The organism is Primorskyibacter flagellatus (genome assembly GCF_014638275.1).
Classification (GTDB): Bacteria; Pseudomonadota; Alphaproteobacteria; order Rhodobacterales; family Rhodobacteraceae; genus Pseudooceanicola; species Pseudooceanicola flagellatus_A.
This window is the reverse complement of record NZ_BMFJ01000002.1, coordinates 786,247-811,379: the sequence shown is the minus strand read 5'-3', so window position 1 is coordinate 811,379 and position 25,133 is coordinate 786,247. Positions and strand designations below refer to the sequence as shown.

At 66.0% G+C, this 25,133-nt stretch carries 22 protein-coding genes; 10 read left to right on the top strand and 12 right to left on the bottom strand.

Annotated elements, in window-relative coordinates:
* Positions 1–2 precede the first annotated feature (2 nt).
* From IEV87_RS18265 to IEV87_RS18245, 5 genes are all read left to right on the top strand, one after another.
* Positions 3–1,199, top strand: coding sequence for an FAD-binding protein (locus IEV87_RS18265; protein WP_188479246.1), 1,197 nt, complete (start codon positions 3–5; stop codon positions 1,197–1,199).
* The gene (locus IEV87_RS18260; protein WP_188479245.1) at positions 1,196–1,552 is read left to right on the top strand and encodes a hypothetical protein; all 357 of its coding nucleotides are present in this window, start codon (positions 1,196–1,198) and stop codon (positions 1,550–1,552) included. The genes IEV87_RS18265 and IEV87_RS18260 overlap by 4 nt, the downstream gene beginning before the upstream one ends.
* A complete protein-coding gene (gene glcF / locus IEV87_RS18255; RefSeq protein ID WP_188479244.1) occupies positions 1,552–2,841 on the top strand; it encodes a glycolate oxidase subunit GlcF in 1,290 nt (429 codons plus the stop codon). Before IEV87_RS18260 ends, glcF begins: the two co-directional genes overlap by 1 nt.
* A gap of 68 nt (positions 2,842–2,909) precedes the next feature.
* The gene (locus tag IEV87_RS18250) at positions 2,910–3,749 is read left to right on the top strand and encodes a trypsin-like serine peptidase (protein WP_188479243.1); all 840 of its coding nucleotides are present in this window, start codon (positions 2,910–2,912) and stop codon (positions 3,747–3,749) included.
* 132 nt (positions 3,750–3,881) lie between these two features.
* A complete protein-coding gene (locus tag IEV87_RS18245; protein ID WP_188479242.1) occupies positions 3,882–4,352 on the top strand; it encodes an Hsp20 family protein in 471 nt (156 codons plus the stop codon).
* A gap of 90 nt (positions 4,353–4,442) precedes the next feature.
* Here IEV87_RS18245 and IEV87_RS18240 read toward each other — a convergent pair whose 3' ends face one another.
* Genes IEV87_RS18240 through IEV87_RS18225 form a run of 4 tightly spaced genes read right to left on the bottom strand, consistent with a single transcriptional unit; the run spans position 4,443 to position 8,066 of the window.
* Positions 4,443–4,829: a PaaI family thioesterase gene (locus tag IEV87_RS18240; protein WP_229737697.1), complete on the bottom strand. Its 387-nt coding sequence runs from the start codon at positions 4,827–4,829 to the stop codon at positions 4,443–4,445.
* A 49-nt stretch (positions 4,830–4,878) separates the two neighbouring features.
* Positions 4,879–5,493 (bottom strand): VOC family protein, encoded by a 615-nt coding sequence (locus tag IEV87_RS18235; RefSeq protein WP_188479240.1) that lies wholly within the window; start codon positions 5,491–5,493, stop codon positions 4,879–4,881.
* Entirely contained in the window at positions 5,494–5,916 is a 423-nt protein-coding gene (locus tag IEV87_RS18230; RefSeq protein ID WP_188479239.1) for a GlcG/HbpS family heme-binding protein, read from the bottom strand.
* Positions 5,913–8,066: a malate synthase G gene (locus tag IEV87_RS18225; RefSeq protein ID WP_188479238.1), complete on the bottom strand. Its 2,154-nt coding sequence runs from the start codon at positions 8,064–8,066 to the stop codon at positions 5,913–5,915. Before IEV87_RS18225 ends, IEV87_RS18230 begins: the two co-directional genes overlap by 4 nt.
* 102 nt (positions 8,067–8,168) lie before the next feature.
* Here IEV87_RS18225 and IEV87_RS18220 point away from each other — a divergent pair, with 102 nt between their 5' ends.
* Entirely contained in the window at positions 8,169–8,924 is a 756-nt protein-coding gene (locus IEV87_RS18220) for an IclR family transcriptional regulator (protein ID WP_188479237.1), read from the top strand.
* Here the strand turns inward: IEV87_RS18220 and IEV87_RS18215 are convergent.
* From IEV87_RS18215 to secA, 3 genes are all read right to left on the bottom strand, one after another.
* Positions 8,921–10,477, bottom strand: coding sequence for a phosphate ABC transporter substrate-binding/OmpA family protein (locus IEV87_RS18215; RefSeq protein WP_188479236.1), 1,557 nt, complete (start codon positions 10,475–10,477; stop codon positions 8,921–8,923). The two genes, IEV87_RS18220 and IEV87_RS18215, sit on opposite strands and share 4 nt — an antisense overlap.
* Before the next feature lie 21 nt (positions 10,478–10,498).
* Positions 10,499–11,557: a hypothetical protein gene (locus IEV87_RS18210; RefSeq protein WP_188479235.1), complete on the bottom strand. Its 1,059-nt coding sequence runs from the start codon at positions 11,555–11,557 to the stop codon at positions 10,499–10,501.
* A gap of 115 nt (positions 11,558–11,672) precedes the next feature.
* Positions 11,673–14,411: a preprotein translocase subunit SecA gene (gene secA, locus IEV87_RS18205; protein WP_188479234.1), complete on the bottom strand. Its 2,739-nt coding sequence runs from the start codon at positions 14,409–14,411 to the stop codon at positions 11,673–11,675.
* Positions 14,412–14,586: 175 nt separating this feature from the next.
* On the opposite strand from secA, the gene IEV87_RS18200 reads away from it, so the two are divergent.
* The 3 genes from IEV87_RS18200 to IEV87_RS18190 are packed head-to-tail and all read left to right on the top strand — an operon-like array spanning position 14,587 to position 17,136.
* A complete protein-coding gene (locus IEV87_RS18200) occupies positions 14,587–15,507 on the top strand; it encodes a peptidylprolyl isomerase (protein WP_188479233.1) in 921 nt (306 codons plus the stop codon).
* Position 15,508: 1 nt separating this feature from the next.
* Complete coding sequence (gene argJ, locus IEV87_RS18195; protein WP_188479232.1) at positions 15,509–16,738, top strand: bifunctional glutamate N-acetyltransferase/amino-acid acetyltransferase ArgJ; 1,230 nt, start codon at positions 15,509–15,511, stop codon at positions 16,736–16,738.
* Positions 16,735–17,136 (top strand): (deoxy)nucleoside triphosphate pyrophosphohydrolase, encoded by a 402-nt coding sequence (locus IEV87_RS18190; protein WP_188479231.1) that lies wholly within the window; start codon positions 16,735–16,737, stop codon positions 17,134–17,136. Before argJ ends, IEV87_RS18190 begins: the two co-directional genes overlap by 4 nt.
* Positions 17,137–17,640: 504 nt before the next feature.
* Here the strand turns inward: IEV87_RS18190 and infB are convergent.
* Genes infB through rimP form a run of 4 tightly spaced genes read right to left on the bottom strand, consistent with a single transcriptional unit; the run spans position 17,641 to position 22,993 of the window.
* A complete protein-coding gene (gene infB, locus IEV87_RS18185; protein WP_188479230.1) occupies positions 17,641–20,145 on the bottom strand; it encodes a translation initiation factor IF-2 in 2,505 nt (834 codons plus the stop codon).
* Positions 20,146–20,186: 41 nt separating this feature from the next.
* Positions 20,187–20,777 carry an RNA-binding protein gene (locus tag IEV87_RS18180; RefSeq protein WP_188479229.1) on the bottom strand — a complete coding sequence of 197 codons (591 nt, stop codon included), beginning with the start codon at positions 20,775–20,777 and terminating at the stop codon, positions 20,187–20,189.
* 17 nt (positions 20,778–20,794) lie between these two features.
* A complete protein-coding gene (nusA, locus tag IEV87_RS18175; RefSeq protein WP_188479228.1) occupies positions 20,795–22,405 on the bottom strand; it encodes a transcription termination factor NusA in 1,611 nt (536 codons plus the stop codon).
* Between the two features lie 3 nt (positions 22,406–22,408).
* On the bottom strand, positions 22,409–22,993 hold the full coding sequence (rimP, locus tag IEV87_RS18170) for a ribosome maturation factor RimP (protein WP_188479227.1): 585 nt from the start codon (positions 22,991–22,993) through the stop codon (positions 22,409–22,411).
* 194 nt (positions 22,994–23,187) lie between these two features.
* Between rimP and IEV87_RS18165 the strand changes: the two genes are divergently transcribed.
* Positions 23,188–23,610 (top strand): PaaI family thioesterase, encoded by a 423-nt coding sequence (locus IEV87_RS18165; protein ID WP_188479226.1) that lies wholly within the window; start codon positions 23,188–23,190, stop codon positions 23,608–23,610.
* Here IEV87_RS18165 and IEV87_RS18160 read toward each other — a convergent pair.
* Entirely contained in the window at positions 23,607–25,130 is a 1,524-nt protein-coding gene (locus tag IEV87_RS18160; protein WP_188479225.1) for an aldehyde dehydrogenase (NADP(+)), read from the bottom strand. The two genes, IEV87_RS18165 and IEV87_RS18160, sit on opposite strands and share 4 nt — an antisense overlap.
* Positions 25,131–25,133 lie beyond the last annotated feature (3 nt).

Below are 25,133 nucleotides of genomic sequence, written 5' to 3'. Positions count from 1 at the left end.
CCATGGCGCGACCCGAGAGCGAGGCCGAACTGGCCGATCTGATCCGCGCGGCCAATGCGCCGCTGTCGGTGCAGGGCGGCAACACGCGCGGCATGGCCGGTGCGGGACAGGCGCTGGACACCACGGGCCTGCATGGCATCCGGCTGTATGAACCGGGGGCGCTGACGCTGGTTGCCGGGGCGGGGACTCCGCTGTCGGAAATAGACACTATCCTTGGGGAAAAGGGGCAGAGACTTGCGTTCGAGCCGATGGATCACCGGCCGCTTCTGGGGACGACCGGCGTGCCGACCATCGGGGGCGTGGCGGCGGCCAATGTCTCGGGTCCGCGGCGGGTGCAGGCGGGCGCGGCGCGGGATCACATGCTGGGCGTGCGCTTTGTGACCGGCGCGGGCGATCTGGTGAAGAACGGCGGGCGGGTGATGAAGAACGTGACGGGCTATGACCTCGTCAAGCTGATGGCGGGCAGTCACGGAACGCTCGGCGTGCTGAGCGAGGTCAGCCTCAAGGTGCAGGCGGTGCCGCAGGCCGAGGCGACGCTGGTGCTGCGCGGGCAGGACATGGCGGAGGCGGTCGCCGACCTGACCCGCGCCATGGGCACGCCCTTCGACGTGTCGGGCGCGGCCTGGCTGTCGCCGGATGCGACAGGCGGCACAGGCGAACGGCTGATCCGGATCGAGGGCATGGCGGGGTCCGTCAGCTATCGCGCGGGGCGGCTGCGGGACCTGCTTGGCGCGGACACGGTCGTCGAGGGCGAAGAGAGCGCGACACTCTGGCGACGGGTGCGCGATGTGACGCCCTTTGCCGGGAAGGCCGGCGCGGTCTGGCGGGTGTCGACGCGACCGACCGCGGCTGCCGGGTTCTGCGACGCGCTTCGGGCCCAGGGGCTGACCCACGCGGTCGTGGCGGACTGGAGCGGCGGGCTGCTCTGGCTGCTGACGGAGGAAACGGGCGATGCGGGGGCGGACCTGATCCGGGGGCAATGCGCGGCGCTTGGCGGACATGCGACCCTGATCCGGGGAAATACGGCGCTGCGGGCCGCTGTTCCGGTGTTTCAGCCGCAGCCCGCGCCGCTTGAGAGGATTGCCGCCGGACTGCGTGTCCGGTTCGATCCGAAAGGCATTTTCAACCCCGGTCTGATGGGGCCCGGTCTGATGGGGCCCGGCCCGACCGGGTCCGGTCTGAAGGAGGGCGCGGCGTGATGCAGACCCTGTTCCTGATCCTTGTGGCCATCCTCGGGGTTGGCCTGTTCACTGCGCTGATCCGGCGCGGTCCGAACCGGCGGTTCTTTCCGATGCTGATCGCCGGGGTGATCCTGCTTGGCGGTACGGGCGTTGCCATGATCCGGCTGCTGCCGATCGATGCCGCCGAACACGGGACGCGGGTCTACGTGGCGCTTACCCTGCTCTGGGTCGGGTGGATCGGCATCGTGGCGCTTGCGGTTCAGTGGATCCTGCGCCGGGCGTCGGGCAGCTATCCCTGGCCGGTCGTGGCGGGCACGTTCGCCACGCTCGCGCCGGTATTCGGTTTCCTCGTGGCGAAGGCGCTGGCCTGATGCGGACGGAATTCACACCGGAACAGCTGTCCGATCCCGGCACCGCGCGGGCCAACCAGATCCTGAGGGCCTGCGTGCACTGCGGCTTCTGCACGGCGACATGCCCGACTTACCAGGTGCTTGGCGACGAACTCGACAGCCCACGCGGGCGCATCTACCTCATCAAGGACATGCTTGAGAACGAGCGTGTGCCGGATGCGAAAACGGTCAAGCATATCGACCGCTGCCTGTCCTGCCTTGCCTGCATGACGACCTGCCCGAGCGGCGTACACTACATGCATCTCGTCGATCATGCGCGCGCCTATATCGACAGGACATACAAGCGCAGATGGGATGACCGGGCGCTGCGCTGGATCCTCTCGCGGGTGATCCCGCATCCGACGCGGTTCCGGCTGGCACTGTTTGCAGCCGGGCTGGCGCGGCCGTTCCGGCGGCTGATACCGGATGCGCGGCTGAGGGCGATGGTCGGGATGGCGCCGCGCCGCCTGCCCTCTCCGTCGCGCAACGACGATCCGCAGACGCATTCGGCCCAGGGGGCAAAGGTCCGGCGGGTGGCGCTGATGACCGGCTGTGCGCAAAAGGCGCTGAACACCGACATCAACGACGCCACCATCCGCCTGCTGACCCGCCACGGGGTCGAGGTCGTGATCCCCAAGGGCGAAGGCTGCTGCGGCGCGCTCACCCACCACATGGGGAAGGAGGACCTGTCCCATGCCTCGGCCGCGCGCAATATCCGGGCCTGGGTGGCAGAGATGGATGGCGAGGGGCTGGACGCCATCGTCATCAATACGAGCGGTTGCGGCACGACGGTGAAGGACTACGGGCACATGTTCCGCAACGATGCGCTGGCGACGGATGCGGCGCGGGTGTCGGCCATCGCGAAGGACATCACGGAGGTGCTGGCCGATCTGGACCTTCCGGCGACTGCGCCGGAGCCGCTTCGCATCGGCTATCACGCCGCCTGTTCGCTGCAGCACGGGCAAAAGATCAAGGATACGCCCAGAGCGCTGCTGACCGGCGCGGGGTTCACCGTGGCGGTGCCGGCGGACAGCCACCTGTGCTGCGGGTCGGCGGGGACGTACAACCTGCTGCAACCCGAGATCTCTGCGCAGCTCAAGGCGCGAAAGGTCAGCACGCTGGAGGCGGTGAAGCCCGACGTCATAGCCGCCGGAAACATCGGCTGCATGATGCAGATCGGGTCCGGAACCGGGGTGCCGGTGCTGCATACGGTCGAACTGCTGGACTGGGCGACGGGCGGTCCGAAACCCGCCGCATTGAAACCCCGCTGAAGCGCGCCCGCGCCGCATTTTCGCCCCACGGCTCCCCTAGGGTCAGGGAAACCATCTGCGGGTAGAAGATGATGTATCGCCTCATACCGGGCCTGGCCCTGACCCTTACGCTTGTGCTTTCTCTGGCCCGTGCCGTCGTGGCAGAGGGCAGTGCGCTCGTGACCCTCAACACCGGGGACGACAGCCGGGGATGGGAAGCGGTCGGGCGGCTCGACATCGACGGGCGGGGGTTCTGCACCGGGGCGCTGATCCGCGAGGATCTGGTGCTGACCGCCGCGCATTGCCTGTTCGACAAGCACACCGGCCAGCGGTTCGACCCCGAGCGGATCGAATTCCTTGCCGGGTGGCGGAACGGCCGTGCCTCTGCCTATCGGCAGGTGCGCCGCGCGGTGGTGCCCGAGACCTATCGCTATGACGCCGACGTGACGCCCGACCGGGTGCGCGACGACGTGGCCCTGCTGGAGCTGTATCAGCCGATCCGCAATACCTCTGTCGTGCCGTTCAACCTGTCCGTCCAGCCCCGGCGGAACGACCAGATCGCCGTCGTCTCCTATGCCCATGACCGGGCAGAGGCGCCGAGCCTGCAGGAAATCTGTTCCGTCATCACCCGGCAGGAAGGCGTCCTGATCATGTCCTGCGACGTCGATTTCGGTTCCTCGGGCGCGCCGGTGTTTTCCCTGTCGGGCGGCGAACCGCGTATCGTGTCGGTCGTGTCCGCCAAGGCGGAAGTGGAGGGCGAGAACGTGTCGCTTGGCACAGACCTCGGGCAGATTTCGCATCTTATGGCGGATCTCGACGCGGGCGGCGGGTCCAACCTTGCCCCGGCGCCGCGGACCAACCGGATCACCGTGGGCGGCGCGGCGGCGCGGTCCGGCATCGGGGCGAAGTTCGTGCGACCCGGCAACTGATCGCCGACCCTCTTGAAACGATGACGCGGGGACCCCAGATCCCCGGTGTCGGGACGCCACAACGGGTCCCGTGCCAACACGGCCTGTCCCTGACGGGAAGGCCCAACCGTTATCGCTTTGATGAGGATGACCATGCGTAACTTTGATCTTGCCCCGCTTTACCGCGCCACCGTCGGATTCGACCAGATCGCCGACATGATGGACCGGGTGCTGAGCACCGAGGTCGCACAGCCGACCTACCCGCCCTACAACATCGAAAAGCTGGATCAGGACAGCTACCGGATCACGATCGCCGTCGCGGGTTTCGCCGCCGACGAGCTTGGGATCGAGGTCAAGGAACATGCCCTGATCGTCACCGCCAAGAAGGCGGATGAGGACAAGCGCACCTACCTGCACCGTGGCATCGCCAACCGTGCCTTCGAACGCCGCTTCCACCTTGCCGATCATGTCAAGGTGACGGGTGCGACCCATGCCGATGGCATGCTGCACATCGACCTGGTGCGCGAAGTACCCGAGGCGCTGAAACCCCGCCGGATCGAGATCACCTCGCAAAAGGGTGAGACGGTCGAGGCGAAGGCGCTCTCGGCACAGGAAACCGTCTGACGCAAAGGGCGGAGTACCGCCGGAACAACTCCGGGACTTACCCTCGATTTCACACTGGGGCGCGGCGATGGCCGCGCCCCTTTTGTGTCTCTAACGCGAGGAAATATGGCTGCTCGTCAGTTCGATCAGCAGCACGCCCTCGGCGCTCCTCACCTCGGTCCGCACGATCTTGAGCGTCCGCCCCTTCTTCACGAAGCGCGACCGGGCGGTCAGCGTGCCTTCGGTGACGTTCGACATCAGCTGCGCCTGAAGGTTGATCGCCAGCGGAAAGCCCGACATGCCCCCGGACACATCCGCGCCCTGAAGCGCCAGCCGCGTCGCGGTGACATCGGCGAACCACACCAGCGCGCCAGCGTGGACCGTGCCGAAGGGGTTCAGCACGCCGGGCTGCACCGGCATGGTGCCGCGCGCTTCTTCCGGCGAGAGCACCTCGGTCGAAAATTTCAGGTGGCCGCCGTATTCCTTGCTGTCCTGCATCCTGTCCTCCATCCTCGGGGCGGAGGATGAAGCGCTTTGGCGTCGCTGTCTAGGACAGCCGTCGCGCGGTGCCGTTCACGGAGATGACCGCCGAAAGGCCGACTGGACCGTTGATGTAACGGATACGGGGATCGGGCAGCAGATCGCGCAGAACAGAGCCTGTTCTGACGCCTTCCGGATGGCTTACGGTCAGTTCGATCAGGTCAGCCCCCGCGCCCTGCATCTTCGTCGGGGGCAGCGGATCGGCCTTCCATTCGATCAGGCTGGGAAAGGTGCCGTCCAGCGGCAGGCTGCCGTCGTCGGGCACGGTCAGCAGCCAGCTGAGCGCGCCGCGCGTCACGGGGATCGCGGGACCGAGGAAATCGGGCAGACGCGGGCGGGCGACATTCATGTCGGCGCAGCGGACAACCCAGTGCGACAGGCGCGGGGTCCGGACCGGGCGGTCCAGACCGAACCAGCGCGGGCGGTCGGGCGCGGGGGCGTCGGGGTTCACCGAGATGACCTCGAGAAACTCCGCCTCTCCGAGCCTGAGCAGGTGGTTGTGCGTGCCCATGAGCGGGTGTTCCCCGCCCTTGGGCATGTCCAGCCCGGTGCGGTCCCGCACATGCGCCACGCCCTCGGACAGAGAGGGCGCAGCGACGACGATATGGTCGAGTTCCAGCATTCAGAGCGTCGCCAGAATGGCGTCGAGCCCCGCCTGCGCGACCTCCATGTCCTGCGCGGGAGTGCCGGAGGAGACGCCGATGCCGCCGACGCAGGCCCCGCCGACCATGACCGGCAGTCCGCCACCCACCACCATCAGCCGCCCGCCGATTGCGGAGGCGATGCCGTAGGCGGGTTTGCCGGGCTGACTGGCGTCACCGTATTCATGCGTCGCCTTCTTCGCGCCCGAGGCGGTATAGCTTTTGTCGATCGCGATGGTGGTGGAGGTCACCTTGCCGCCGTCCATGCGTTCGAAGGCGACAAGGTTACCCGCGTCATCGGTTATGGCAATGCACATGGGAACGCCGATTTCGGCCGCCTTCGCCTTGGCTGCGTCGATCATCACGCGGGCGTCGGTGAGGTCCAGTCGTTGAACGGTGATCATGCCCAGTACTCCTTTGCCTGTCGGCGGGCTGCGTGCAGGACAGGCTCTGTATAACCCGAAGGCTGCTGTTTTCCGGTGAAGATGAGATCGCGCGCCGCCTGGAAGGCGGGGGCGTCGGGGTTGTCGACCAGCGACTTGTAAAGCGGGTCTCCGGCGTTCTGCGCGTCGACCTTTGCGGCCATGCGTTTCAGCGCCGCTTCGACCTCGGCCTCCGTCACCAGCCCGTGTTCCAGCCAGTTGGCGAGGTACTGGGAGGAAATGCGCAGCGTCGCGCGGTCCTCCATCAACCCGACGTCGTGGATGTCGGGCACCTTGGAACAGCCGACGCCCTGATCAACCCATCTCACCACATAGCCGAGGATCCCCTGGCAGTTGTTGTCGAGATCGCGCTGCACCTCCTCTTCGGTCAGGTTGCGGCCGGCGAGCACCGGGGGGGTCAGCAGGTCATCCAGCGAAGCGCGGGCGCGGTCCGCCAGTTCGTCCTGGCGCGCCGCGACGTCGACCTGATGGTAATGCGTCGCGTGCAGGGTCGCGGCGGTCGGAGAGGGTACCCAGGCCGTGTTCGCCCCGGCCATCGGGTGATTGGTCTTTGTTTTCAGCATCTCGGCCATCATGTCGGGCTTGGCCCACATGCCCTTGCCGATCTGCCCCTTGCCGCGCAGGCCAAGGGCAAGACCCGCATCGACGTTGCCGTTTTCATACGCGCCAAGCCAGACGGACCCCGCCATCTCTCCTTTCGGGACAAAGGGCCCGAGCAGCATGGAGGTGTGGATTTCATCGCCTGTGCGGTCGAGGAAGCCGGTGTTGATGAAGACCAGCCGGTTCTTCACCGCGCGCATGCATTCGCGCAGGTTGGCGGAGGTCCGGCGCTCCTCGTCCATCACGCCCAGCTTCACGGTGTTCAGCGGCAGGCCAAGGATCGCCTCAACCCGCGCGTACATCGTGTCGGCAAAGGCGACCTCCTCCGGCCCGTGCATCTTGGGTTTCACCACGTAGACGGACCCGGCGCGGGAGTTGCGCGGCCCTGAGGTCTTCTTCAGGTCGTGCATGGCGGCGGCGACGGTGATGAGCGCGTCGAGCATGCCCTCCGGCGTCTCCTCGCCTTCGAACAGCACGGCGTCGGTCGTCATCAGGTGGCCGACGTTGCGGACCAGCAGAAGGGCGCGGCCGGGCAGGGTCAGGTTGGAACCGTCGGGCGCGGTCAGGACCTTGTCGGGGTTGAGCGCGCGGGTCACCTGCTTGCCGCCCTTCTCGAAGGTCTCCGTCAGGTCGCCGGTCATCAGGCCAAGCCAGTTGGCGTAGACCTCCGCCTTGTCGGCGGCATCCACGGCGGCGACGGAATCCTCGCAGTCCTGGATCGCGGTCAGGGCGGATTCCAGCACCACGTCGCGCAGGCCGGAGGCGGATGCGGCCCCGACAGGGTGGTTCGGGTCGATCACCAGTTCGATGTGCAGCCCGTTGTGGCGCAGCATGTAGGAAGCGGTGTCGCCGTCTTCCGCATAGCCCACGAAGGCAGCGGGGTCGGCGAAGGGCACGGTCGATCCGCCGGCTTCGGCCACCAGTTCGGCGCCGTCGCGGCGATAGGCCGTGACATCGGCATGGGAGGCTCCGGACAGCGGAACGGCACCGTCGAGGAACTCCGCCGCCCAGGCGACGGCCTGCGCCCCGCGCTTCGGGTCATATCCCTTGCCTTCGGGTGCGCCGGGCAGGGCATCGGTGCCGTAGAGCGCGTCATAGAGCGACCCCCATCTCGCGTTGGCGGCGTTCAGGGCAAAGCGCGCGTTCATCACCGGCACCACAAGCTGGGGCCCGGCGACGCTGGCGATCTCGGGGTCGACATTCTCCGTACCGATGGTGAAGTCCGGGCCTTCGGGGACGAGGTAGCCGATCTTTTCCAGAAAGGCGCGGTAGGCCTTCCTGTCGAGAGGCTGGCCGCGGCGGGCGGCAACCCAGTCGTCGATCTCCGCCTGCAGCTTGTCCCGCTTTTCCAGCAGGCGCAGGTTTTCGGGCACGAGGTCGCCCAGCATGGTCGCGTAGCCGCCCCAGAAGGCATCGGCGGTCAGATCCAGGCCGGGCAGGATGCGGTGCTCCACCAGATCGGCGAGGACGGTTGCGACCTGCAATCCGGCGCGTTCGACATAGTCGGTCATGTCATGTCTCCTTGATTCCCGTGCAGCATATATCGCGTGCCGCGGCATGGCGCGGGGGTCGGACGACTTTTCCACATCGTGGAAAGCGGCTAGGGTGCGGCCATGACAACCGCCGTGCAGTCGCTTGACCGGGCCCTGACCCTGCTGGAACTGATCGCCGCCGAGCCCGAGGGGCACCGGCTGTCGGACCTTGCCCGCGCCGCCGCGCTGGCCGTGTCGACCACGCACCGGCTTCTGACCACACTGGAACAGCGCGGCTTCGTGCAGACGGACGCGGCGACGGGGCGATGGCATATCGGCAGCCGCGCGCATTCGGTCGGTGCAGCCTGGGGCACGGCGCGGAACCTGCTGGCCCCGGCGATGCCGTACCTCCGACGGCTCAGGGATGCCACGCGCGAAACGGCGAACCTTGGCGTGATCGAAGACGGGCACGTCATCACCGTCGCGCAGGCCGAAAGCCGGGAGATCATGCGCGCGATCTCTCCGCCCGGAGGGCACGCGCCGATCTTCTGTTCCGGCATGGGCAAGGCGATCGTGGCGACCTGGGAAGACGAGCAGATCGACAGGCTGGTGGATCTTTACGGGCTGACCCCGGCCACGGCGAAGAGCCTGACGAGATTAGACACTGTTCATGCCGAAATCGCGCAGATCCGGGCGCAGGGCTATGCGCTGGATGACGAGGAATTCGTGATCGGCCTGCGCTGTGTCGCCGCCGTTGTTCGCGGACCGGAGGGGGACGCGGTGGCTGCAGTCTCCGTCTCCGGTCTCGCCGCGCGTATGACGCCGGAGAAGGTGGCGCGCTGCGTCGGGCTGGTCACGGGCATCGCGGCGGACCTGTCGGGGCGGGGCGACTTCTAGCGCAGCCAGACCTCGACCCGGCGGTTGGCGTGGCGGCCCCAGGCAGAATCGTCGCAGGCCATGGGCATCGCTTCTCCGAAGGCCTCTGTCGCCATGTCGATGCGGGTCAGATCAGCAGAACGCGCCTGCGTCATGACGGCCCGGCGGACGGATTCGGCGCGCTCCATCGCGATGCGGCGGTTGCCTCCGGCGTCGCCCTGCCCGTCGGAAAAGCCGACGAAGACCAGCCTGTGACCGTCATAGGCTCCGGCCTCGATCCCCGCGGCAAGCTGTTCCACGTTGGACCGGGACTGCGCATCCAGCAGCGCCGACCCGGCATCGAAGCGGAAGGTCAGGGACAGGCGATTCATGGGCGTCAACGTGCGGGTCATGCGCTGCAGGTCGTCCAGCGTCACCTCCGGCCCGGCCTGCAGGATGGCGTTGGCGAAACGGGCGCCCTGATCCTCGGGCGTGATCTGTTCGGGCAGCTGGTCGATGAATCCGGCATCCCGGATGGCGAGTTGCGCGGCGGGCTGGCGGGTGAAGGCGAGGAAATCGCGGGCAAGCTGCGGCATCCGGCGGGCGGGCAGGTAAAGGAATACGGGCGCGGTGAGCGGGTAGTCCTCGGTCTTGGCGTTGCGCCGGGTCGCGGCAATCGTAAAGCCGCAGGCCCCGGAGAGGCCAAGCTGCACGGTCCCGTCGGCGGCGGATACGGCGGTCATGCCGATGGCGAAGGGGTCCGATAACACGGTTTCGGTCAGGTCCTGATCGCTGTCGTGACGGAGCGCGGCGGGGGAGAGCACGGCACCGACGGGGGCCAGCAGGCGTTCCTCAACCAATTGTCCCAGTCCGGACCGGGCGTCGCGCAGATGCGGCACGATCGGGGCGTCGGGACCGCCAAGCGCGGCCCAGTTGTCGATTTCTCCGGAAAAGACGCGGGCCAGGTCAGGCAGAGTGATGGATTGCACGGGATTGCCGGGCGCGACAACGGGAACAAGGGCATCCAGCGCGACGACGCGGAAGCGGCCGGTGGCGCGCAGGTTGCCCATGCCCGCCTCTATCGCGCGGTGCAGCTCTCCGGGGTGGATTTCGCGCAGGGCGACGACAAGGTCGGCTTCGTTCGCCAGAAGGTCGGCAAAGCCTTCGTCGCTGTTGGAGGCGCGGATGGTGAAGCGGCCAAGGTCCGTTGCGGTGACCGGGTCGGAGAGAGAGATCACCGTCCGCCCCTCGCCGTCCATCGCGGTGGCGAACCCGTAGCCCGCCTGATCGGCGAAGGCGCGCAGCAGGGCGGGAATCAGCACCTCGGCCCCGACGGCAGCACCCGAGATGGCGAATTCGGCGACAAACGGGCCAAGGCCGGGACAGCCCGGCCCGTCGCAGGTCACGCCGGAACTGTCGAGCGTCAGCTCACCGAATTCGGTTTCCACCCGGTAGTAGGCCCCGTCGAACCCAAGCAGCATCCCGCGGATCGTGACCGAACCGTCGCGCGAGGACAGGGTGACATCCTGAGCCGGGGCAATCCCCGCGTGACACATGAAAAATGCGGCGCAGAGCGCCGCACGCAGTCCTGTCATGGAGACCCCGAAAACCGCCAGTTACCTGGAGGCGATCTTCAGGTCATCGACGAGATTATTCAACAGGAGATAGTCGCCGACCGCATCGCAGTCCGGCATCGTCATGGCAAGCTTCGTCACCGGAGAGGCCATGCCCTGCGAGACCTTGAGTACCTCGGCCGACACGTCGCGGCCGCAGTTCAGGTCGGTGACCTCGACCTCTACGCTCAGGTCGACGTCGCCGGACAGCTTGGTGGTGGCGGTCGGGAAGGTGTAGACGTCGACCATGCTGGCGCCGTCGATCTCGGTATCACCCAGGCGGACAACGAAGCCGCCTTCGCCACGCGCGGCGACGGTCGCGTCGCGGGGGGCGCCGGACCAGACATGGCCGGCGTCGTCATAGGTGGCGCCGAATTCCAGGGCGTGAATGCCGATCCCGGCATCGCCACGCCATTGCACGATGGCGCGGTCGTAGAAGAACAGGCTGTCGACGGTCATTTCCACGGCCGCGCCGTTGCCGTCGTCGAGCATGGCGATGAAGGTGGCGTCCTCCGCCAGGGCCGGGACCTCGACCGTGACGGAGCCGGTCTCATCCGTGGCGGCGGTGAAGTTCATGCCGGCATGCTTGAACAGAACGCGCGCGTTCGGCTGGCAGGCGGCAGAGAGGGTCAGCGCCACCATGGCGGCGGCGCGGGATTCTCCGGTCAGGTCGACGGTGCAGTCGGGTTCCGCGGCCGGTTCGGGCTGCGGTTCCGGGTCCGGCTGCATCAGGTCGTCCGAAGACGCCGCGGCGAGCGTCGGCGTGGCAGGGAAGGCATCGGCGGTCATCGTGACCGGCAGGTCCGTGACGTCGGAGGAGGTCAGGGTGATCGCGGCCAGTTCAACCGGGGTTTCGTCCAGATCGGCGGGCGCCTCTGCCTCGTCCGGAAGGGCGGCCAGGGTGTGTTCGGCCATGGCCTCGGCAGGCATGGGCATGTCATCGACTGGGGCAGGTGCGGTCGCGTGCACAGGCGCGGCGGGCGCGGCCTGCATGTAGAGCCCGGCACCGGCGGCAAGCACCAGGGTTCCCCCGGCGATTGCGACAGTTTTGACGTCAAACATCGTCTTCTCCGATCGTTCGTGCCACGAAGATGACCGGAAAAAAGGGCAATGTTGTGGCAGGGGCGCGAAAGATTAACGTCGCACTCCCGTCATGCTTGTCGGCTGGGTCCGATGGTCAGACCAGGGCGCCGTGGCAGTGCTTGAACTTCTTGCCGGATCCGCAGGGGCAGGGGCTATTGCGGCCCACGTCGCCCCAGGTCGACGGATCGTCCGGGTTGGCCCCTGCGGGCAGCGCGTCGGGCGACGGTGCGACCGGTGCCGGCGCGGGCGCAGCAGCCGGGGCGGGGGCCGCGTCGTCAGCCGGCGCGGCGGCACCGGCCTGTTCGGCCATCTGGCGGCGGATTTCGGCGAACTGTTCGCTCTGTTCCTGTTCGGTCAGCGGCCGGATCCGCGACAGCGTCTGGGTCACGCCGACGCGCAGGCTGTCGAGCATGGACTGGAACAGCTGGAACGCCTCGGTCTTGTATTCGTTCAGCGGATCGCGCTGCGCATAGCCGCGGAAGCCGACGACCGATCGCAGGTGTTCCAGCGTCAGCAGGTGTTCGCGCCACTTGGCGTCGATAGTCTGCAGGAGGACCTGCTTCTCAATCGACCGCATGGTTTCCGGGCCAAAGGCCTCGGCCTTGGCGGCCATGAATTCGTCGGCTTTCTCTTCCAGACGCTCGGCGATGACTTCGTCGTCAACGCCTTCCTCGGCCACCCATTCGATCACCGGAACGTCGATGTTCAGGTTTTCCAGAACGGCGGCGTAAAGCCCCTCACCGTCCCACTGGTCGGCGTAGGTCTTGGGCGGGATGTACTGCGTCACGATATCGTCGATGACCTGAGAGCGCATGTCGGCGGTAATCTCCGACAGATCCTTCGCCTCCATGATTTCCATCCGCTGGCTGAACACCAGTTTCCGCTGGTCGTTCATCACGTCGTCGAACTTCAGAACTTGCTTGCGCATGTCGAAGTTGCGGCCTTCGACCTTGGCCTGGGCGCGCTCCAGCGACTTGTTCACCCAGGGGTGAATGATCGCCTCGCCTTCCTTCATGCCGAGGGAGGACAGCACCTTGTCGAGCCGCTCGGACCCGAAGATCCGCATCAGGTCGTCTTCCAGAGACAGGAAGAACGACGACCGCCCCGGGTCACCCTGGCGGCCCGAGCGGCCGCGCAGCTGGTTGTCGATACGACGGGACTCGTGGCGTTCGGTGGCAAGGACAAAGAGACCGCCTGCCTCCTTCACCTTCTTCTCATCCGCCTCATGCGCGGCCTCGATCTTTTCGCGAATCGCTTCCGGGTCGGCATCGGGATCGGCGGCGATGGCCTCCATGATCTTGAACTCGACGTTGCCGCCCAGTTTGATGTCGGTGCCGCGGCCCGCCATGTTCGTGGCGATGGTGATCGCGCCAAGCTTGCCCGCGTCGGCGACGATCTGGGCTTCCTGTTCATGCTGGCGGGCGTTCAGGACGTTGTGCGGCAGACCGGCCTGCTTAAGGAGATCCGACAGCGACTCGGACTTTTCGATGGAGGTGGTGCCGACAAGGATCGGCTGACCCTTGGCATGGGCTTCCTTGATCGTCTCGACGATGGCGGCGTATTTTTCGGCCGTGGTGCGGTAGACGGCGTCGTCGTCATCAACACGGGCTATCGGGCGGTTGGTCGGGACCTCGACCACGCCGAGGCCATAGATTTCCTGAAACTCCTCCGCCTCGGTCGCAGCGGTGCCGGTCATGCCGGACAGCTTGTCGTAGAGGCGGAAGTAATTCTGGAACGTGACCTGGGCGAGCGTCACGTTCTCAGGCTGGATCTGAACGCCTTCCTTGGCTTCGATCGCCTGGTGCAGCCCTTCGGAGAGTCGCCGACCCGCCATCATCCGTCCGGTGAATTCGTCGATCAGCACGACCTCACCGTTGCGGACGATATAGTCCTTGTCCTTCTGGAACAGCTTGTGTGCCCGCAGCGCCTGGTTCACGTGGTGAACCACCGTCGTGCTTTCGGGTTCGTAAAGCGTCTGGTCCTCGGGCAGAAGACCGCGGGCGTGAAGCTGGGATTCAAGGAATTCGTTGCCCGCGTCGGTGAAGGTCACCTGCCGCTGCTTTTCGTCCTTGGTGAACATGTCGTCGGTCATGTCCGGGATGATCCGGTCAATCGCGGTGTAAAGGTCGGACCGGTCCTGCGACGGGCCGGAGATGATGAGAGGCGTGCGCGCCTCGTCGATCAGGATGGAGTCCACCTCGTCGACGATCGCGAAGTTGTGCTTGCGCTGGAACATCTCGGACAGTTCCGACTTCATGTTGTCGCGCAGGTAGTCGAAGCCCAGTTCGTTGTTCGTGGCGTAGGTGACGTCGCAGGCGTAAGCCTCTTTCTTTTCCGCCGCGGGCTGCTGCGGGTAGACGACGCCTGTGGTCAGGCCAAGCGCGCCGAAGACATTCGCCATCCACTCCGCGTCCCGCTTGGCGAGGTAGTCGTTCACCGTGACGACATGGACGCCCTTGCCGGTCAGCGCGTTCAGGTAGGCGGGGAAGGTGGCGACAAGCGTCTTGCCCTCACCGGTTTTCATCTCCGAGATATTGCCCTGATGCAGGAAGATGCCGCCCATCAACTGCACGTCGAAGGCCCGCAGGCCAAGCGCGCGCTTGGCGGCCTCCCGGCAGTTGGCAAAGGCTTCGGGCAGCAGCGCGTCAAGGCTTTCGCCCTTCATCGCGCGGGTCGCCAGTTCTTCGGTCTTTTCCTTCAGCTGTTCGTCGGTCAGCTTCTCGAACTCGGGCTCGAGGTCGTTGATCTTCTGCACGATCGGCCGGGTCGCCTTGACTTTGCGGTCGTTCGGGGTGCCGAACACCTTCTTGGCAAGAGTACCCATTCCCAGCATGTCAGATCCGTTCCGCTTGTTGACACCGATGTGTTGGCGCGTCGCTTGTACCCCTGCGCCGCAGCCAATAAGACAGGCCCGAGACGGGGGGCCCGCAAAGCCATAGTGCGATGTAAGGGGACCCCCCTGCACTGTCAACGCCGCGCCCTGTCGCAGCACATCGAAGGTTCAGTACATGACGCAACGATTCCAGCGCTCCGCCGCAATGGCGTTTGCCCTCGCCCTCTCTGCCCCGGCATGGGCACAGGACACCACCGCGCCGGCAACCGAAGCCCCCGCCGCCACGACGGAGGAGACCGCCTCTTCGACCCCGGCCAAGGACGTGACCGCCGAGACCGTGGTCGCCACCGTGAACGGCAAGGATATCACCCTTGGCCACATGATCCTGATCCGGCAGTCGCTGCCGCAGCAATACGCCCAGCTTCCCGACAACGTGCTGTTTCAGGGGATCCTCGACCAGCTGATCCAGCAGAGCGCGCTTCAGGGCAACTACTCCGGCGACATACCGGTCCGGGTGCGGCTCGCGATGGAGAACGAGGAGCGCGCGCTGCTCGCCGCGGAAGAGGTCGGGGAGCTGCTTGAGACCGCGGTGACCGACGAGGCGATTCAGAAGGCCTATGACGCGACCTATGCCAATGCGGAGGGTGAGACGGAGTTCAAGGCTGCGCATATCCTCGTGGAGACCGAGGAAGAAGCCAAGGCCGTGGCCGAGGAAGTCAAGGGCGGTGCCGACTTTGCCGAGGTCGCCAAGGCGAAATCGACCGGGCCGTCGGGTCCGAACGGCGGTGCGCTTGGCTGGTTCGGCAAGGGCATGATGGTGCCGGAATTCGAAACCGCCGTCATGGCGATGGAGCCGGGCGCCGTGTCCGATCCGGTGAAGACCCAGTTCGGCTGGCACGTCATCAAGCTGGAGGAAACGCGGGTCAAGGAAGCCCCCGCTCTGGACGAGGTCCGGGGCGAGCTGAAGGCACAGGTCGAACAGGAGGCCGTGAAGGCGCATATTGACGCGCTGGTCGAAAAAGCGAATGTCGACAAGAGCGGTGCCGAAGGCATCGACCCCGCGAACCTGAGCAATCTCGACCTGCTGGAGAAGTGACATGGGTGGTACGCCCCCGCTTTCGCCCCTGGCCCCCGCGGCCTTTCCCGACCTGCCGGTGATCGGCGGGGTGGAATTCGCAACCGCGCAGGCGGGGGTGAAATACAAGGGGCGTACCGATGTCATGCTGGCGCGTCTGGCGCCGGGGACTTCGGTAGCGGGGGTGTTCACCCGGTCGGCGACCCGGTCGGCGCCGGTGCTGGACTGTCAGGCCAAGATCGGCGGCGACGGCACAGGTGCGGCGGCGATCATCGTGAATTCGGGCAACTCCAACGCCTTCACGGGCCGCAACGGGGTCGAATCGACCCGCGCGGTGACAACGGCAGCGGCAAAGGCGCTCGGGATCGAGGAGTCGCGCGTCTTCTCCTCTTCCACCGGTGTGATCGGGGAACCGCTGCCGCATGACCGGATCACCGCGAAGATGGCGGAACTGTCCGGCGCGCTGGATGCAGGCGGGATCGCGGCCGCCGCCAGGGCGATCATGACGACCGACACCTATCCTAAGGGCGCGGCGGCTGAGGTATCGGTCGGCGGGCAAGTGGTGAAGATCGCCGGGATCGCCAAGGGGTCGGGCATGATCGCGCCGGACATGGCGACGATGCTGGTCTACATCTTTACGGATGCCGCCATCGACCGTCCCGTGCTGCAGTCCATGGTGTCGGCCAATGCCGACCTGACCTTCAACTGCATCACCGTGGATTCCGACACCTCCACCTCCGACACGCTGCTTTGCGCCGCGACCGGAGCGTCGGGTGTCAGGGTGACCGAAAAGGACACCGCCTTCATCGACGCGCTGCGGGGCGTCATGCTGGATCTGGCGCATCAGGTGGTGAAGGACGGCGAGGGCGCGACGAAATTCGTGCAGATCGCCGTGACGGGGGCGGCCTCGGATGCCGATGCACGGGTGCATGCCATGTCCATCGCCAATTCTCCGCTGGTCAAGACGGCCATCGCGGGGGAAGACGCCAACTGGGGCCGGATCGTCATGGCGGTCGGCAAGTCGGGCGCGGCGGCGGATCGGGATCTGCTGTCGATCTGGTTCGGCGACGAACAGGTGGCCGACAAGGGCTGGCGTGCGCCGTCCTATTCAGAGGAGGCCTGCGCCGCGCATATGAAGGGTGAGGAGATCGACATTCGCGTCGACCTCGGCCTTGGCGGCGGAACGGCGACGGTCTGGACCTGCGACCTGACGCATGGCTATATCTCGATCAATGCCGATTACAGGTCGTGACGAAGGTCGTCCTTGTTTCCGCCGTCGCACTGATCGATCCGGACGGACGGGTGCTGCTGGCGCAACGTCCAGAAGGCAAATCCATGGCAGGGCTGTGGGAGTTTCCGGGCGGCAAGGTCGAAGCGGGTGAAAGCCCCGAAGACGCGCTGATCCGCGAACTGCACGAGGAGCTGGGGATCGAAACCTGGAATTCCTGCCTCGCCCCGCTGACCTTTGCATCCCATGCCTATGACGATTTCCATCTGCTCATGCCGCTGTTTGCTTGCCGCAAGTGGCAGGGCACGCCTCAGCCGCGCGAAGGACAGCGTCTGGCATGGGCGCGGGCGCAGCAATTGCGCGATTTTCCGATGCCTCCGGCGGATATCCCCTTGATACCGATTCTCCGAGACTGGCTGTAAGGGACTGAATCGCGTCAAAAAAGCTTCGCTGCGCTGCAACAATTATTGCTGCGTTGCAATAAAAAAATCGATAAAAAGGTGTTTGCCTAAAATAAATTCAGAAAATCTTCATAAATGGGCTAAACTATGCACAAGAAGTAGTAGGCGTACGCCCGGAATTCCGGTATCTATGGAAACAATCTTTGTGGGGAGAAGATGACTATGCTCAGAACTATCACAGTTGGGTCCTGTGTTTCGGTGCAGGGGACGTATGTCGGAACCACCAGCGACGGTCGCGTCGAGGTGCGGGTCGGCAACCAGATTTTCCGCGGTTTTCCGGTTTCGGGCGCAGCAGCTGCCTGAACAACGATACCGCAGGATGGGGCGAGCGTTTGAGGGGATGCTCGCCCCTTTTTGACTCTCCGGGGCTGAGCTCTTCACCCGGAACGCATTGATCGCTCACGGAATACGAAACGCGCCGCCCCGGTCACAGGGCGGCGCGTTTTTCTTTCCGGCAGGGAAAAGTCAGAGCGTGCGCTCGACTTCCTCGCGTTCGAAGATTTCGATGACGTCGCCTGCGCGGATGTCGTCGTAGTTTTCAAACGCCATCCCGCATTCCTGGCCCGAGATGACTTCGGCCACTTCGTCCTTGAAGCGCTTGAGCGTCTTGAGCGTGCCTTCGTGGATGACCACATCGTCGCGCAGCAGGCGCACACCGGCAGAGCGGCGCGCAACGCCTTCGGTGACGAGGCAGCCCGCGACCTTGCCAACGTTGGAGACCTTGAAGACCTCCTTGATCTGTGCGTAGCCGATGAAGTTCTCGCGGATTTCGTTGGACAGCAGGCCGGAGGCCGCCGCCTTCACGTCGTCCACGAGATCGTAGATCACCGAGTAGTACCGGATCTCCACGCCCTTCTGGTTCGCCACGTTCCGGGCGGACGCGTTGGCACGGACGTTGAAGCCGAAGACCGGAGCACCCGACGCTTCGGCCAGGCCGATGTCGGATTCGGTGATCGCGCCGACGCCCGAATGCAGAACGCGCACGCGGACCTCGTCGTTGCCGATCTTTTCCATCGCCTGGACAATCGCTTCGGCCGAACCCTGGACGTCTGCCTTCACGAGGATCGGCATCTCCGTCACATTCTCGTCGTCCTTGGCGCGCTGCATCAGCTGTTCCAGCGTCGTGGCAGCACCTGCGGCGGCGCGTTTGTCCTTGGCAGCCTTCTCGCGGTATTCCGCGATCTCGCGCGCCTGCGCCTCGGTCGAGGTCACGTTCAGGACGTCGCCCGCTTCGGGTGTGCCGTTCAGGCCGAGAACTTCCACCGGAACCGACGGACCGGCCTCTTTGACACGTTCGCCCTTGTCGTTCACCAGCGCGCGGACCTTGCCGTACTGTTCGCCGACGACAAAGATGTCGCCCTGCCGCAGCGTGCCGTTCTGCACCAGAACGGTGGCAACCGGGCCGCGGCCCACGTCAAGCTGCGCCTCGATCACGGCGCCGAGGGCGGCGCGGTCGGGGTTGGCCTTGAGCTCGAGCACCTCGGCCTGCAGCGCGATGGCTTCGAGCAGGTCGTCGAGACCGTCGCCGGTGTGGGCCGAAACCTCCACGTCCTGCACGTCGCCGGACATCTTTTCAACGATGACTTCGTGCTGGAGCAGGTCGGTGCGGACCTTCTGGGGGTTCGCCTCGGGCTTGTCGATCTTGTTGATCGCCACGATCATCGGGACCCCGGCGGCCTTGGCGTGATTGATCGCCTCGACCGTCTGCGGCATCACGGCGTCGTCGGCCGCCACAACCAGAACCACGATGTCCGTCACCTGCGCACCACGGGCACGCATGGAGGTGAAGGCCGCGTGGCCCGGCGTATCGAGGAAGGTCAGCGTCTGACCGCTGTCCGTCACGACCTGATAGGCACCGATATGCTGGGTGATCCCCCCGGCTTCGCCCGCAACCACCTTGGCGTTGCGGATCGCGTCGAGAAGAGAGGTCTTGCCGTGGTCGACGTGGCCCATGATGGTCACCACCGGGGCACGCGGCTTCAGGTCTTCGGGCTTGTCGTCCTCGACCTTGATCACGTCCTCGACGTCGGAGTCAGAGACACGCACGATGTTGTGGCCGAATTCCTCGATGATGAGTTCGGCGGTATCGGCGTCGATGGTCTGGTTCTGGGTGACCATCATGCCGTTCTGCATCAGCGCCTTCACGACGTCGCCGACACGTTCGGCCATCCGGTTGGCGAGTTCGCCGACCATGATCGCTTCGGGCACCTGAACGTCGCGCACGACCTTCTCGCGGGTGACGGGGCCGCCCATGGCCTTCTGGCGCGCACGCTCCTGCTTGCGCTTCATCGCCGCCATGGATTTCTGCCGGCCGCCTTCGCCGCCGGTCAGGGCCTGGTTCAGGGTCAGCTTGCCGGCACGACGGCCGTCATCGCGGCCCTTGCCACGCCCGGCACCGTCGTCGCGGTCCGTCTTGGTGTTCGCGCGCGCGGGACGATCCGAGGGGGCGGGGCGGGCGGCGCCGGACTTGGCGGCGCGCGAGGCTCCGCCGTCATCGGCGGGATCGGCAACCGGGGCGGCGGCCGCGCGCTTCGCGGCGGTCTCTGCCTCGCGGCGGACGCGTTCCTCTTCTTCGGCCTTGGCTTTAAGGGCCTCTTCGCGCTCTTTCTCCTCGCGGGCCTTCTGTTCGGCTTCCTCGCGGCGGCGCTCACGCTCCTCCTCGCGGGCCTTTTCGTCGGCCTCGCGCTGCGCCTCTTCCTCTGCTGCACGGGCGTTCGCGGCCTGCACGGCCTTGAGACGGCGTTCCATCTCCGCATCGGTGATGCCGGCGGGGCGCTTGGACGGATCACCGCCAAGAGAGCCGGTGCCGCCGGGCTTGCCGGCGCCGGGCTTGGGCACCACGACCCGCTTGCGCTTCGTTTCCACCACGACGTTCTTGGTGCGGCCATGGCTGAAGCTCTGCTTCACGTTCCCGGAAGAGGGACCGCCGCCACGTACACCCAGAGTTTTCTTTCCGTCGTTGTCGCTCATATGGTTCATATTTCCTTCCGGGCGGGACCCTCCCGCCGCCTTCAGGGGCGCAGACCCTTCAGTCTTGCGGCCTCCTCTACAACTCTTTTGCTCAGACCGCCAGTTCCTAAGGCGGCGTGTATGACAGTTTCGCGCCCGAAGGCCAACCCCAGCTCGTCAGCGGTAAGCCAGCCGATGAAGGAGCCGCCGTAGGGCGTGGACAATTTGCTCTTTCCCCGGCCGGACCCGTCGCTGGCCTGGATCAGCACCTCGGCCTCGTCCTTGCCCAGCCAGTCCTTCACCTTCTCGAACCCGCCGACCGCATCGCCGGACTTGCGGGCCATTGCCAGCAGGCTGACCACACGCGACGCCAGCTGCGTTTCGACCTGCGCCACAAGGTCCTCGGGCACCTGAACCGGCTGCTTCGCCGCGCGGGCGAACAACTTTTTCTTCATGGCCAGATCAAGAGCGGCGCGGTCCGCACTGACCCATATACCCCGGCCGGGCAGCTTTTCCATGATGTCCGGCACGATCGTCCCGTCCGGACCGACGACGAAGCGGATCAGCCCGTGTTTGGGCTGAACCTCTCCGGTCGCGATGCACTTGCGCTCCGGCCCGTCCGGGCGATCGGTATCCTGTCCGCCTCGGCTCATCGCGGCAGCTCCGGGACTCAGGCGTCGGCCTGAGTCTCGACCTCTTCGGAGGCTTCCTCGGCCTCAAGCTCTGCCGGATCGACCCAGCCAAGCAGGACACGCGCGGTCATCACCATGTGCTGTGCTTCCTCGAGCGAGATCTCGAAGGGCTCCAGCAGGCCGTCGTCCTTCACGCGCTCGCCCTCGACCGTGGTCCAGCCGCCGGCCAGTTCCCAGTCGGCGCAGGTGGCGAAGTCTTCCAGCGTCTTGATGCCGTCTTCGGCCAGTGCCTGTACCATCTGGGGGGTGAGGCCTTCGAATTCAATGAGGCTGTCCTCCGCACCCAGTTCACGCGCGCGTTCCAGTGCGGCCTTGGCCTGCGCTTCCAGAACGTCGCGGGCACGTGCCTGCAGTTCGTTGGCGGTGTCTTCGTCCACGCCGTCGATCACCAGCAGTTCGTCGACCTCGACATAGGCGACTTCCTCGAGGTTGGTGAACCCTTCGGACACCAGAAGCTGCGCGAAGAATTCGTCCAGGTCCAGGTTGTCCATGAACAGCTTGGTGCGCTCTTCGAATTCCTTCTGACGGCGGGCGGATTCCTGCTCTTCCGTCATGATGTCGATGTCCAGACCCGTCAGCTGCGACGCAAGGCGAACGTTCTGACCGCGACGCCCGATGGCAAGCGACAGCTGCTCTTCCGGCACGACGACCTCGATCTTGCCGGCTTCCTCGTCCAGAACCACCTTGGACACTTCGGCGGGCTGAAGCGCGTTCACCAGGAAGGTCGGCTGATCTTCGTTCCACGGAATGATGTCAATCTTTTCGCCCTGAAGCTCGTTCACGACCGCCTGCACGCGCGACCCGCGCATACCGACGCAAGCCCCGACCGGGTCGATGGAGTTGTCGTAGGAGATCACGGCGATTTTCGCGCGCGAGCCGGGGTCGCGGGCAACAGCCTTGATCTCGATGATGCCGTCGTAGATCTCGGGCACTTCCATCTTGAACAGCTCGGCCATGAACTGCGGATCGGTACGGGACAGGAAGATCTGCGGCCCACGCTGTTCGCGACGCACGTCCTTGACGTAGCAGCGGATGCGGTCGTTCGGGCGATAGCTTTCGCGGCCGATCTTCTCGTTCCGGCGCAGGATGGCTTCGCCCCGGCCCACGTCGACGATGATGTTGCCGTATTCCTCGCGCTTGACGACGCCGTTGATGATCGTGCCGGCGCGGTCCTGGAATTCCTCGAACTGGCGGTCACGCTCGGCTTCGCGCACCTTCTGAAGGATGACCTGCTTGGCGGACTGGGCGGCGATCCGGCCCATGTCTACCGGCGGCACTTCCTCGACAAAGGTGTCACCGACGGCAGGATCGGCCATGTACTGCTTGGCCTGCTCGACCGTCATCTCTGCCTGGTAATTTTCAAGCAGATCATCCTCGACCACGGTGCGGACGCGGGTGAAGGTCGCGCGACCGGTCTTGCGGTCGATCTTAACGCGGATGTCCATCTCCGCGCCGTAGCGGCTCTTGGCGGCACGGGCGAGCGACTCTTCCATCGCCTCGACCACGAGGGCCGGGTCGATCATCTTCTCGCGGGCCACCGCCTCGGCGGTCTGCAGCAGTTCCAGCTGGTTTGCAGAGGTAATTGCCATGTCTCAGTCCTCTTCCGTCCCTGTGTCGGTCTCGATGTCGTCGAATTGGGTTTCGTCCAGATCGCCGTCCGGCGCGTTTCCGGCGGCCTTGCGGGCGCGTAGCATTTCCTTGATGAGATCGTCAGTCAGGATCAGCTTGGCATCCGCCAGCCAGTCGAATTTCAGTCCGACGGTGCCTTCCTCGATATTGATGAGGACCTCGTCGCCCTCGATCCCCGCAAGCACGCCCTTGAAGCGCTTGCGTCCTTCGATCAGCTCCGCCGTCTCGACCCGCGCCTCGTAACCCTCGTAGGTGTCGAAATCCTTCAGCCGGGTCAGCGGCCGGTCGATGCCGGGAGAGGAGACCTCCAGCGTGTAGGCGTCGCTGACCGGGTCTTCCACGTCGAGAATGGCGCTGATGGCGTTGGAGATCGCGGCGCAGTCGTCGACCTCGATCCCGCCCTCGGGGCGTTCGGCCATGATCTGCAGCGTCTTGGTCTGTCCGCCCATGAGCCGAAGCCGGACAAGTTCGAAACCCATGTCTTCGACGACGGGGCTCACGATCTCGGCCAGGCGGCGGTCGATGGCGGTTTTGGCGATGAGGTCCATGCGGACTCCGGGAACAAAAAAACGGGCACGCGGCCCGTTGAACTCTCCGGTGGAGCGTTTCGGCCGGGGCCTCAACACGCCGCTGTTGAAGGGGCATATAGGCCGGGGTTCGGCGAATCGCAAGGGCTATCTCGCACCCCCGGCGGGGTCGTGCTATGCGCCATGGAACGACAGCGGAAGGCGACAGGATGGACATGACGACCCCAACACCCCCCGATGACAGCTGGAGTCCGGTCGAGGATCAGGGGTTTATCCATCACGTCGGGCCGATCTATGTGCGCGAGACCGGCGACGGACCGCCGTGGATCGGGTTCCGGGCGGCGGATCATCACAAGAACCTGAACGGCGTCGTGCAGGGCGGGATGCTGATGACGCTCGCGGACCGTGGAATGGGTCGGGTGGCGCGGATGCGGCACGGCGGGAACCCTGTGGCGACGGTGAGCTTTTCCTACGACTTCCTCGGCGCGGCGCGGATCGGGCGGTTCATCGACCTGCGCCCGACGGTCACGAAAGAGACCGGCGGGCTGGTGTTCATGCAGGGCGAGATATTCGCCGATGGCGACATGATCGGCCGGGCGCATGGCGTCTGGAAGAAGCTCAAGCGCAAGCCTGTCTAAGGTCTAGCCGGCGGCAAGTCGGCAGGGATCAGCGCGTCGGGCAGATTCTGGTAGCAGACCGGGCGCAGGAAACGGCGGATCGACAGTGTGCCGACCGAGGTGGCGCCGAAGTTGGTGGAGGCCGGGTAAGGCCCGCCGTGCACCATGGCGTCCGCAACCTCCACCCCTGTCGGGAAACCGTTGACCAGGATACGGCCCGCCTTGCGTTCCAGCACCGGCAAAAGCCGTGCGGCGGTCTCCGTATCGGCGTCGTCCATGTGCAGGGTGGCGGTCAGCTGGCCCTCAAGCCCGCGGGCCAGGCGCGTCATCTCCTCCGTCCCTGAGGTGCGGACGATGAGCCCGAGGGGCCCGAAGACCTCCTCTCCCATGGCGTGATCGCCGAGGTAGGCGTCCGCGTCGGTTTCGAACAGGTTGGGCGTGGCGTGGCGACCGTCGGCATCGGTCACGAGAACGGGGCGGATGGCGTTGCGGGCCTGCATCCGGTCCCGCCCGGAGCGGTAGGCGTTGGCGATGCCGTCGGTGAGCATGGGTTGGGGGGCGACATTGGACAGTGCCTCTGCCGCGGCGGCGACAAAGGCGTCGCCGTCCGGGCCCCTGTCGATGATGACGAGGCCGGGGTTGGTGCAGAACTGCCCCGCACCCATGGTGAGCGACGCGGCCCAGCCGGATGCGAGGGCGGCCCACCTTTCGCGCGCGGCGACGGGCAGGATGAACATGGGGTTCACTGAGCCGAGCTCTCCGAAGAACGGGATCGGTTCGGGGCGTTGCGCGCAGAGGTCGAACAGAGCGCGACCTGCGCCAAGCGATCCGGTGAAGCCGACCGCGCGGATCAGGGGATGCTGAACGAGTGCCTGGGCATAGGCGACCTGATCGCCCTGGATCAGGCTGAAGGTGCCGGGATGCACGCCGGTCTTCGCGATGGCTGCTGCGATGGCGTCTGCGACGATCTCTCCGGTTGCGGGATGGGCGGGGTGGCCCTTAACCACAACCGGGCAGCCGGCGGCGAGGGCGGCGGCCGTGTCGCCCCCGGCGGTGGAGAAGGCGAGCGGGAAGTTCGACGCGCCGAAGACCGCCACGGGACCGATTGGGCGTTGCACCATCTTCAGGTCCGGACGCGGCAGGGGCTGGCGGTCGGGCAGGGCGGCGTCGTGGCGGATGTCGAGGTAATCGCCCTTCAGGATGTGGTCCGCGAACAGGCGCAGTTGCCCCGTGGTGCGACCGCGTTCGCCCTGAAGCCGTGCCTCGGGCAGGCCGGTTTCCACGGTGCCGTAGGCGGTAATCGCATCGGCACGCTGTTCGATCTCGTCCGCGATGGCGTTGAGGAAGGCGGCACGGTCGGCGCGGGTGGACCAGCCGAAGCTTTCGAACGCGTCTTCCGCCGCGGTCACGGCCCGGTCCACCTCTGCGGGGGTGCCGCGTGCGACCTCGATCCCCTCACCCTTCAGCGGGGCGGAACGGAAGTGGTCGCTTCCCGCGACCCAGTCTCCTGCGATCAGGTGTCTGCCATGCGGTATGTACATCGG

Bases quoted from the DNA above. Each gene is read 5' to 3' on its own strand.
- IEV87_RS18210 (WP_188479235.1), bottom strand. From the start codon at position 11,557: ATGTTTGACGTCAAAACTGTCGCAATCGCCGGGGGAACCCTGGTGCTT.
- rimP (WP_188479227.1), bottom strand. From the start codon at position 22,993: ATGGACCTCATCGCCAAAACCGCCATCGACCGCCGCCTGGCCGAGATC.
- glcF (WP_188479244.1), top strand. From the start codon at position 1,552: ATGCGGACGGAATTCACACCGGAACAGCTGTCCGATCCCGGCACCGCG.
- IEV87_RS18235 (WP_188479240.1), bottom strand. From the start codon at position 5,493: ATGCTGGAACTCGACCATATCGTCGTCGCTGCGCCCTCTCTGTCCGAG.
- nusA (WP_188479228.1), bottom strand. From the start codon at position 22,405: ATGGCAATTACCTCTGCAAACCAGCTGGAACTGCTGCAGACCGCCGAG.
- IEV87_RS18245 (WP_188479242.1), top strand. From the start codon at position 3,882: ATGCGTAACTTTGATCTTGCCCCGCTTTACCGCGCCACCGTCGGATTC.
- IEV87_RS18165 (WP_188479226.1), top strand. From the start codon at position 23,188: ATGACGACCCCAACACCCCCCGATGACAGCTGGAGTCCGGTCGAGGAT.
- IEV87_RS18225 (WP_188479238.1), bottom strand. From the start codon at position 8,066: ATGACCGACTATGTCGAACGCGCCGGATTGCAGGTCGCAACCGTCCTC.
- secA (WP_188479234.1), bottom strand. From the start codon at position 14,411: ATGCTGGGAATGGGTACTCTTGCCAAGAAGGTGTTCGGCACCCCGAAC.
- argJ (WP_188479232.1), top strand. From the start codon at position 15,509: ATGGGTGGTACGCCCCCGCTTTCGCCCCTGGCCCCCGCGGCCTTTCCC.
- IEV87_RS18180 (WP_188479229.1), bottom strand. From the start codon at position 20,777: ATGAGCCGAGGCGGACAGGATACCGATCGCCCGGACGGGCCGGAGCGC.
- IEV87_RS18250 (WP_188479243.1), top strand. From the start codon at position 2,910: ATGATGTATCGCCTCATACCGGGCCTGGCCCTGACCCTTACGCTTGTG.
- IEV87_RS18265 (WP_188479246.1), top strand. From the start codon at position 3: ATGGCGCGACCCGAGAGCGAGGCCGAACTGGCCGATCTGATCCGCGCG.
- IEV87_RS18230 (WP_188479239.1), bottom strand. From the start codon at position 5,916: ATGATCACCGTTCAACGACTGGACCTCACCGACGCCCGCGTGATGATC.
- IEV87_RS18160 (WP_188479225.1), bottom strand. From the start codon at position 25,130: ATGTACATACCGCATGGCAGACACCTGATCGCAGGAGACTGGGTCGCG.
- IEV87_RS18215 (WP_188479236.1), bottom strand. From the start codon at position 10,477: ATGACAGGACTGCGTGCGGCGCTCTGCGCCGCATTTTTCATGTGTCAC.
- IEV87_RS18220 (WP_188479237.1), top strand. From the start codon at position 8,169: ATGACAACCGCCGTGCAGTCGCTTGACCGGGCCCTGACCCTGCTGGAA.
- IEV87_RS18240 (WP_229737697.1), bottom strand. From the start codon at position 4,829: ATGCAGGACAGCAAGGAATACGGCGGCCACCTGAAATTTTCGACCGAG.
- infB (WP_188479230.1), bottom strand. From the start codon at position 20,145: ATGAGCGACAACGACGGAAAGAAAACTCTGGGTGTACGTGGCGGCGGT.
- IEV87_RS18200 (WP_188479233.1), top strand. From the start codon at position 14,587: ATGACGCAACGATTCCAGCGCTCCGCCGCAATGGCGTTTGCCCTCGCC.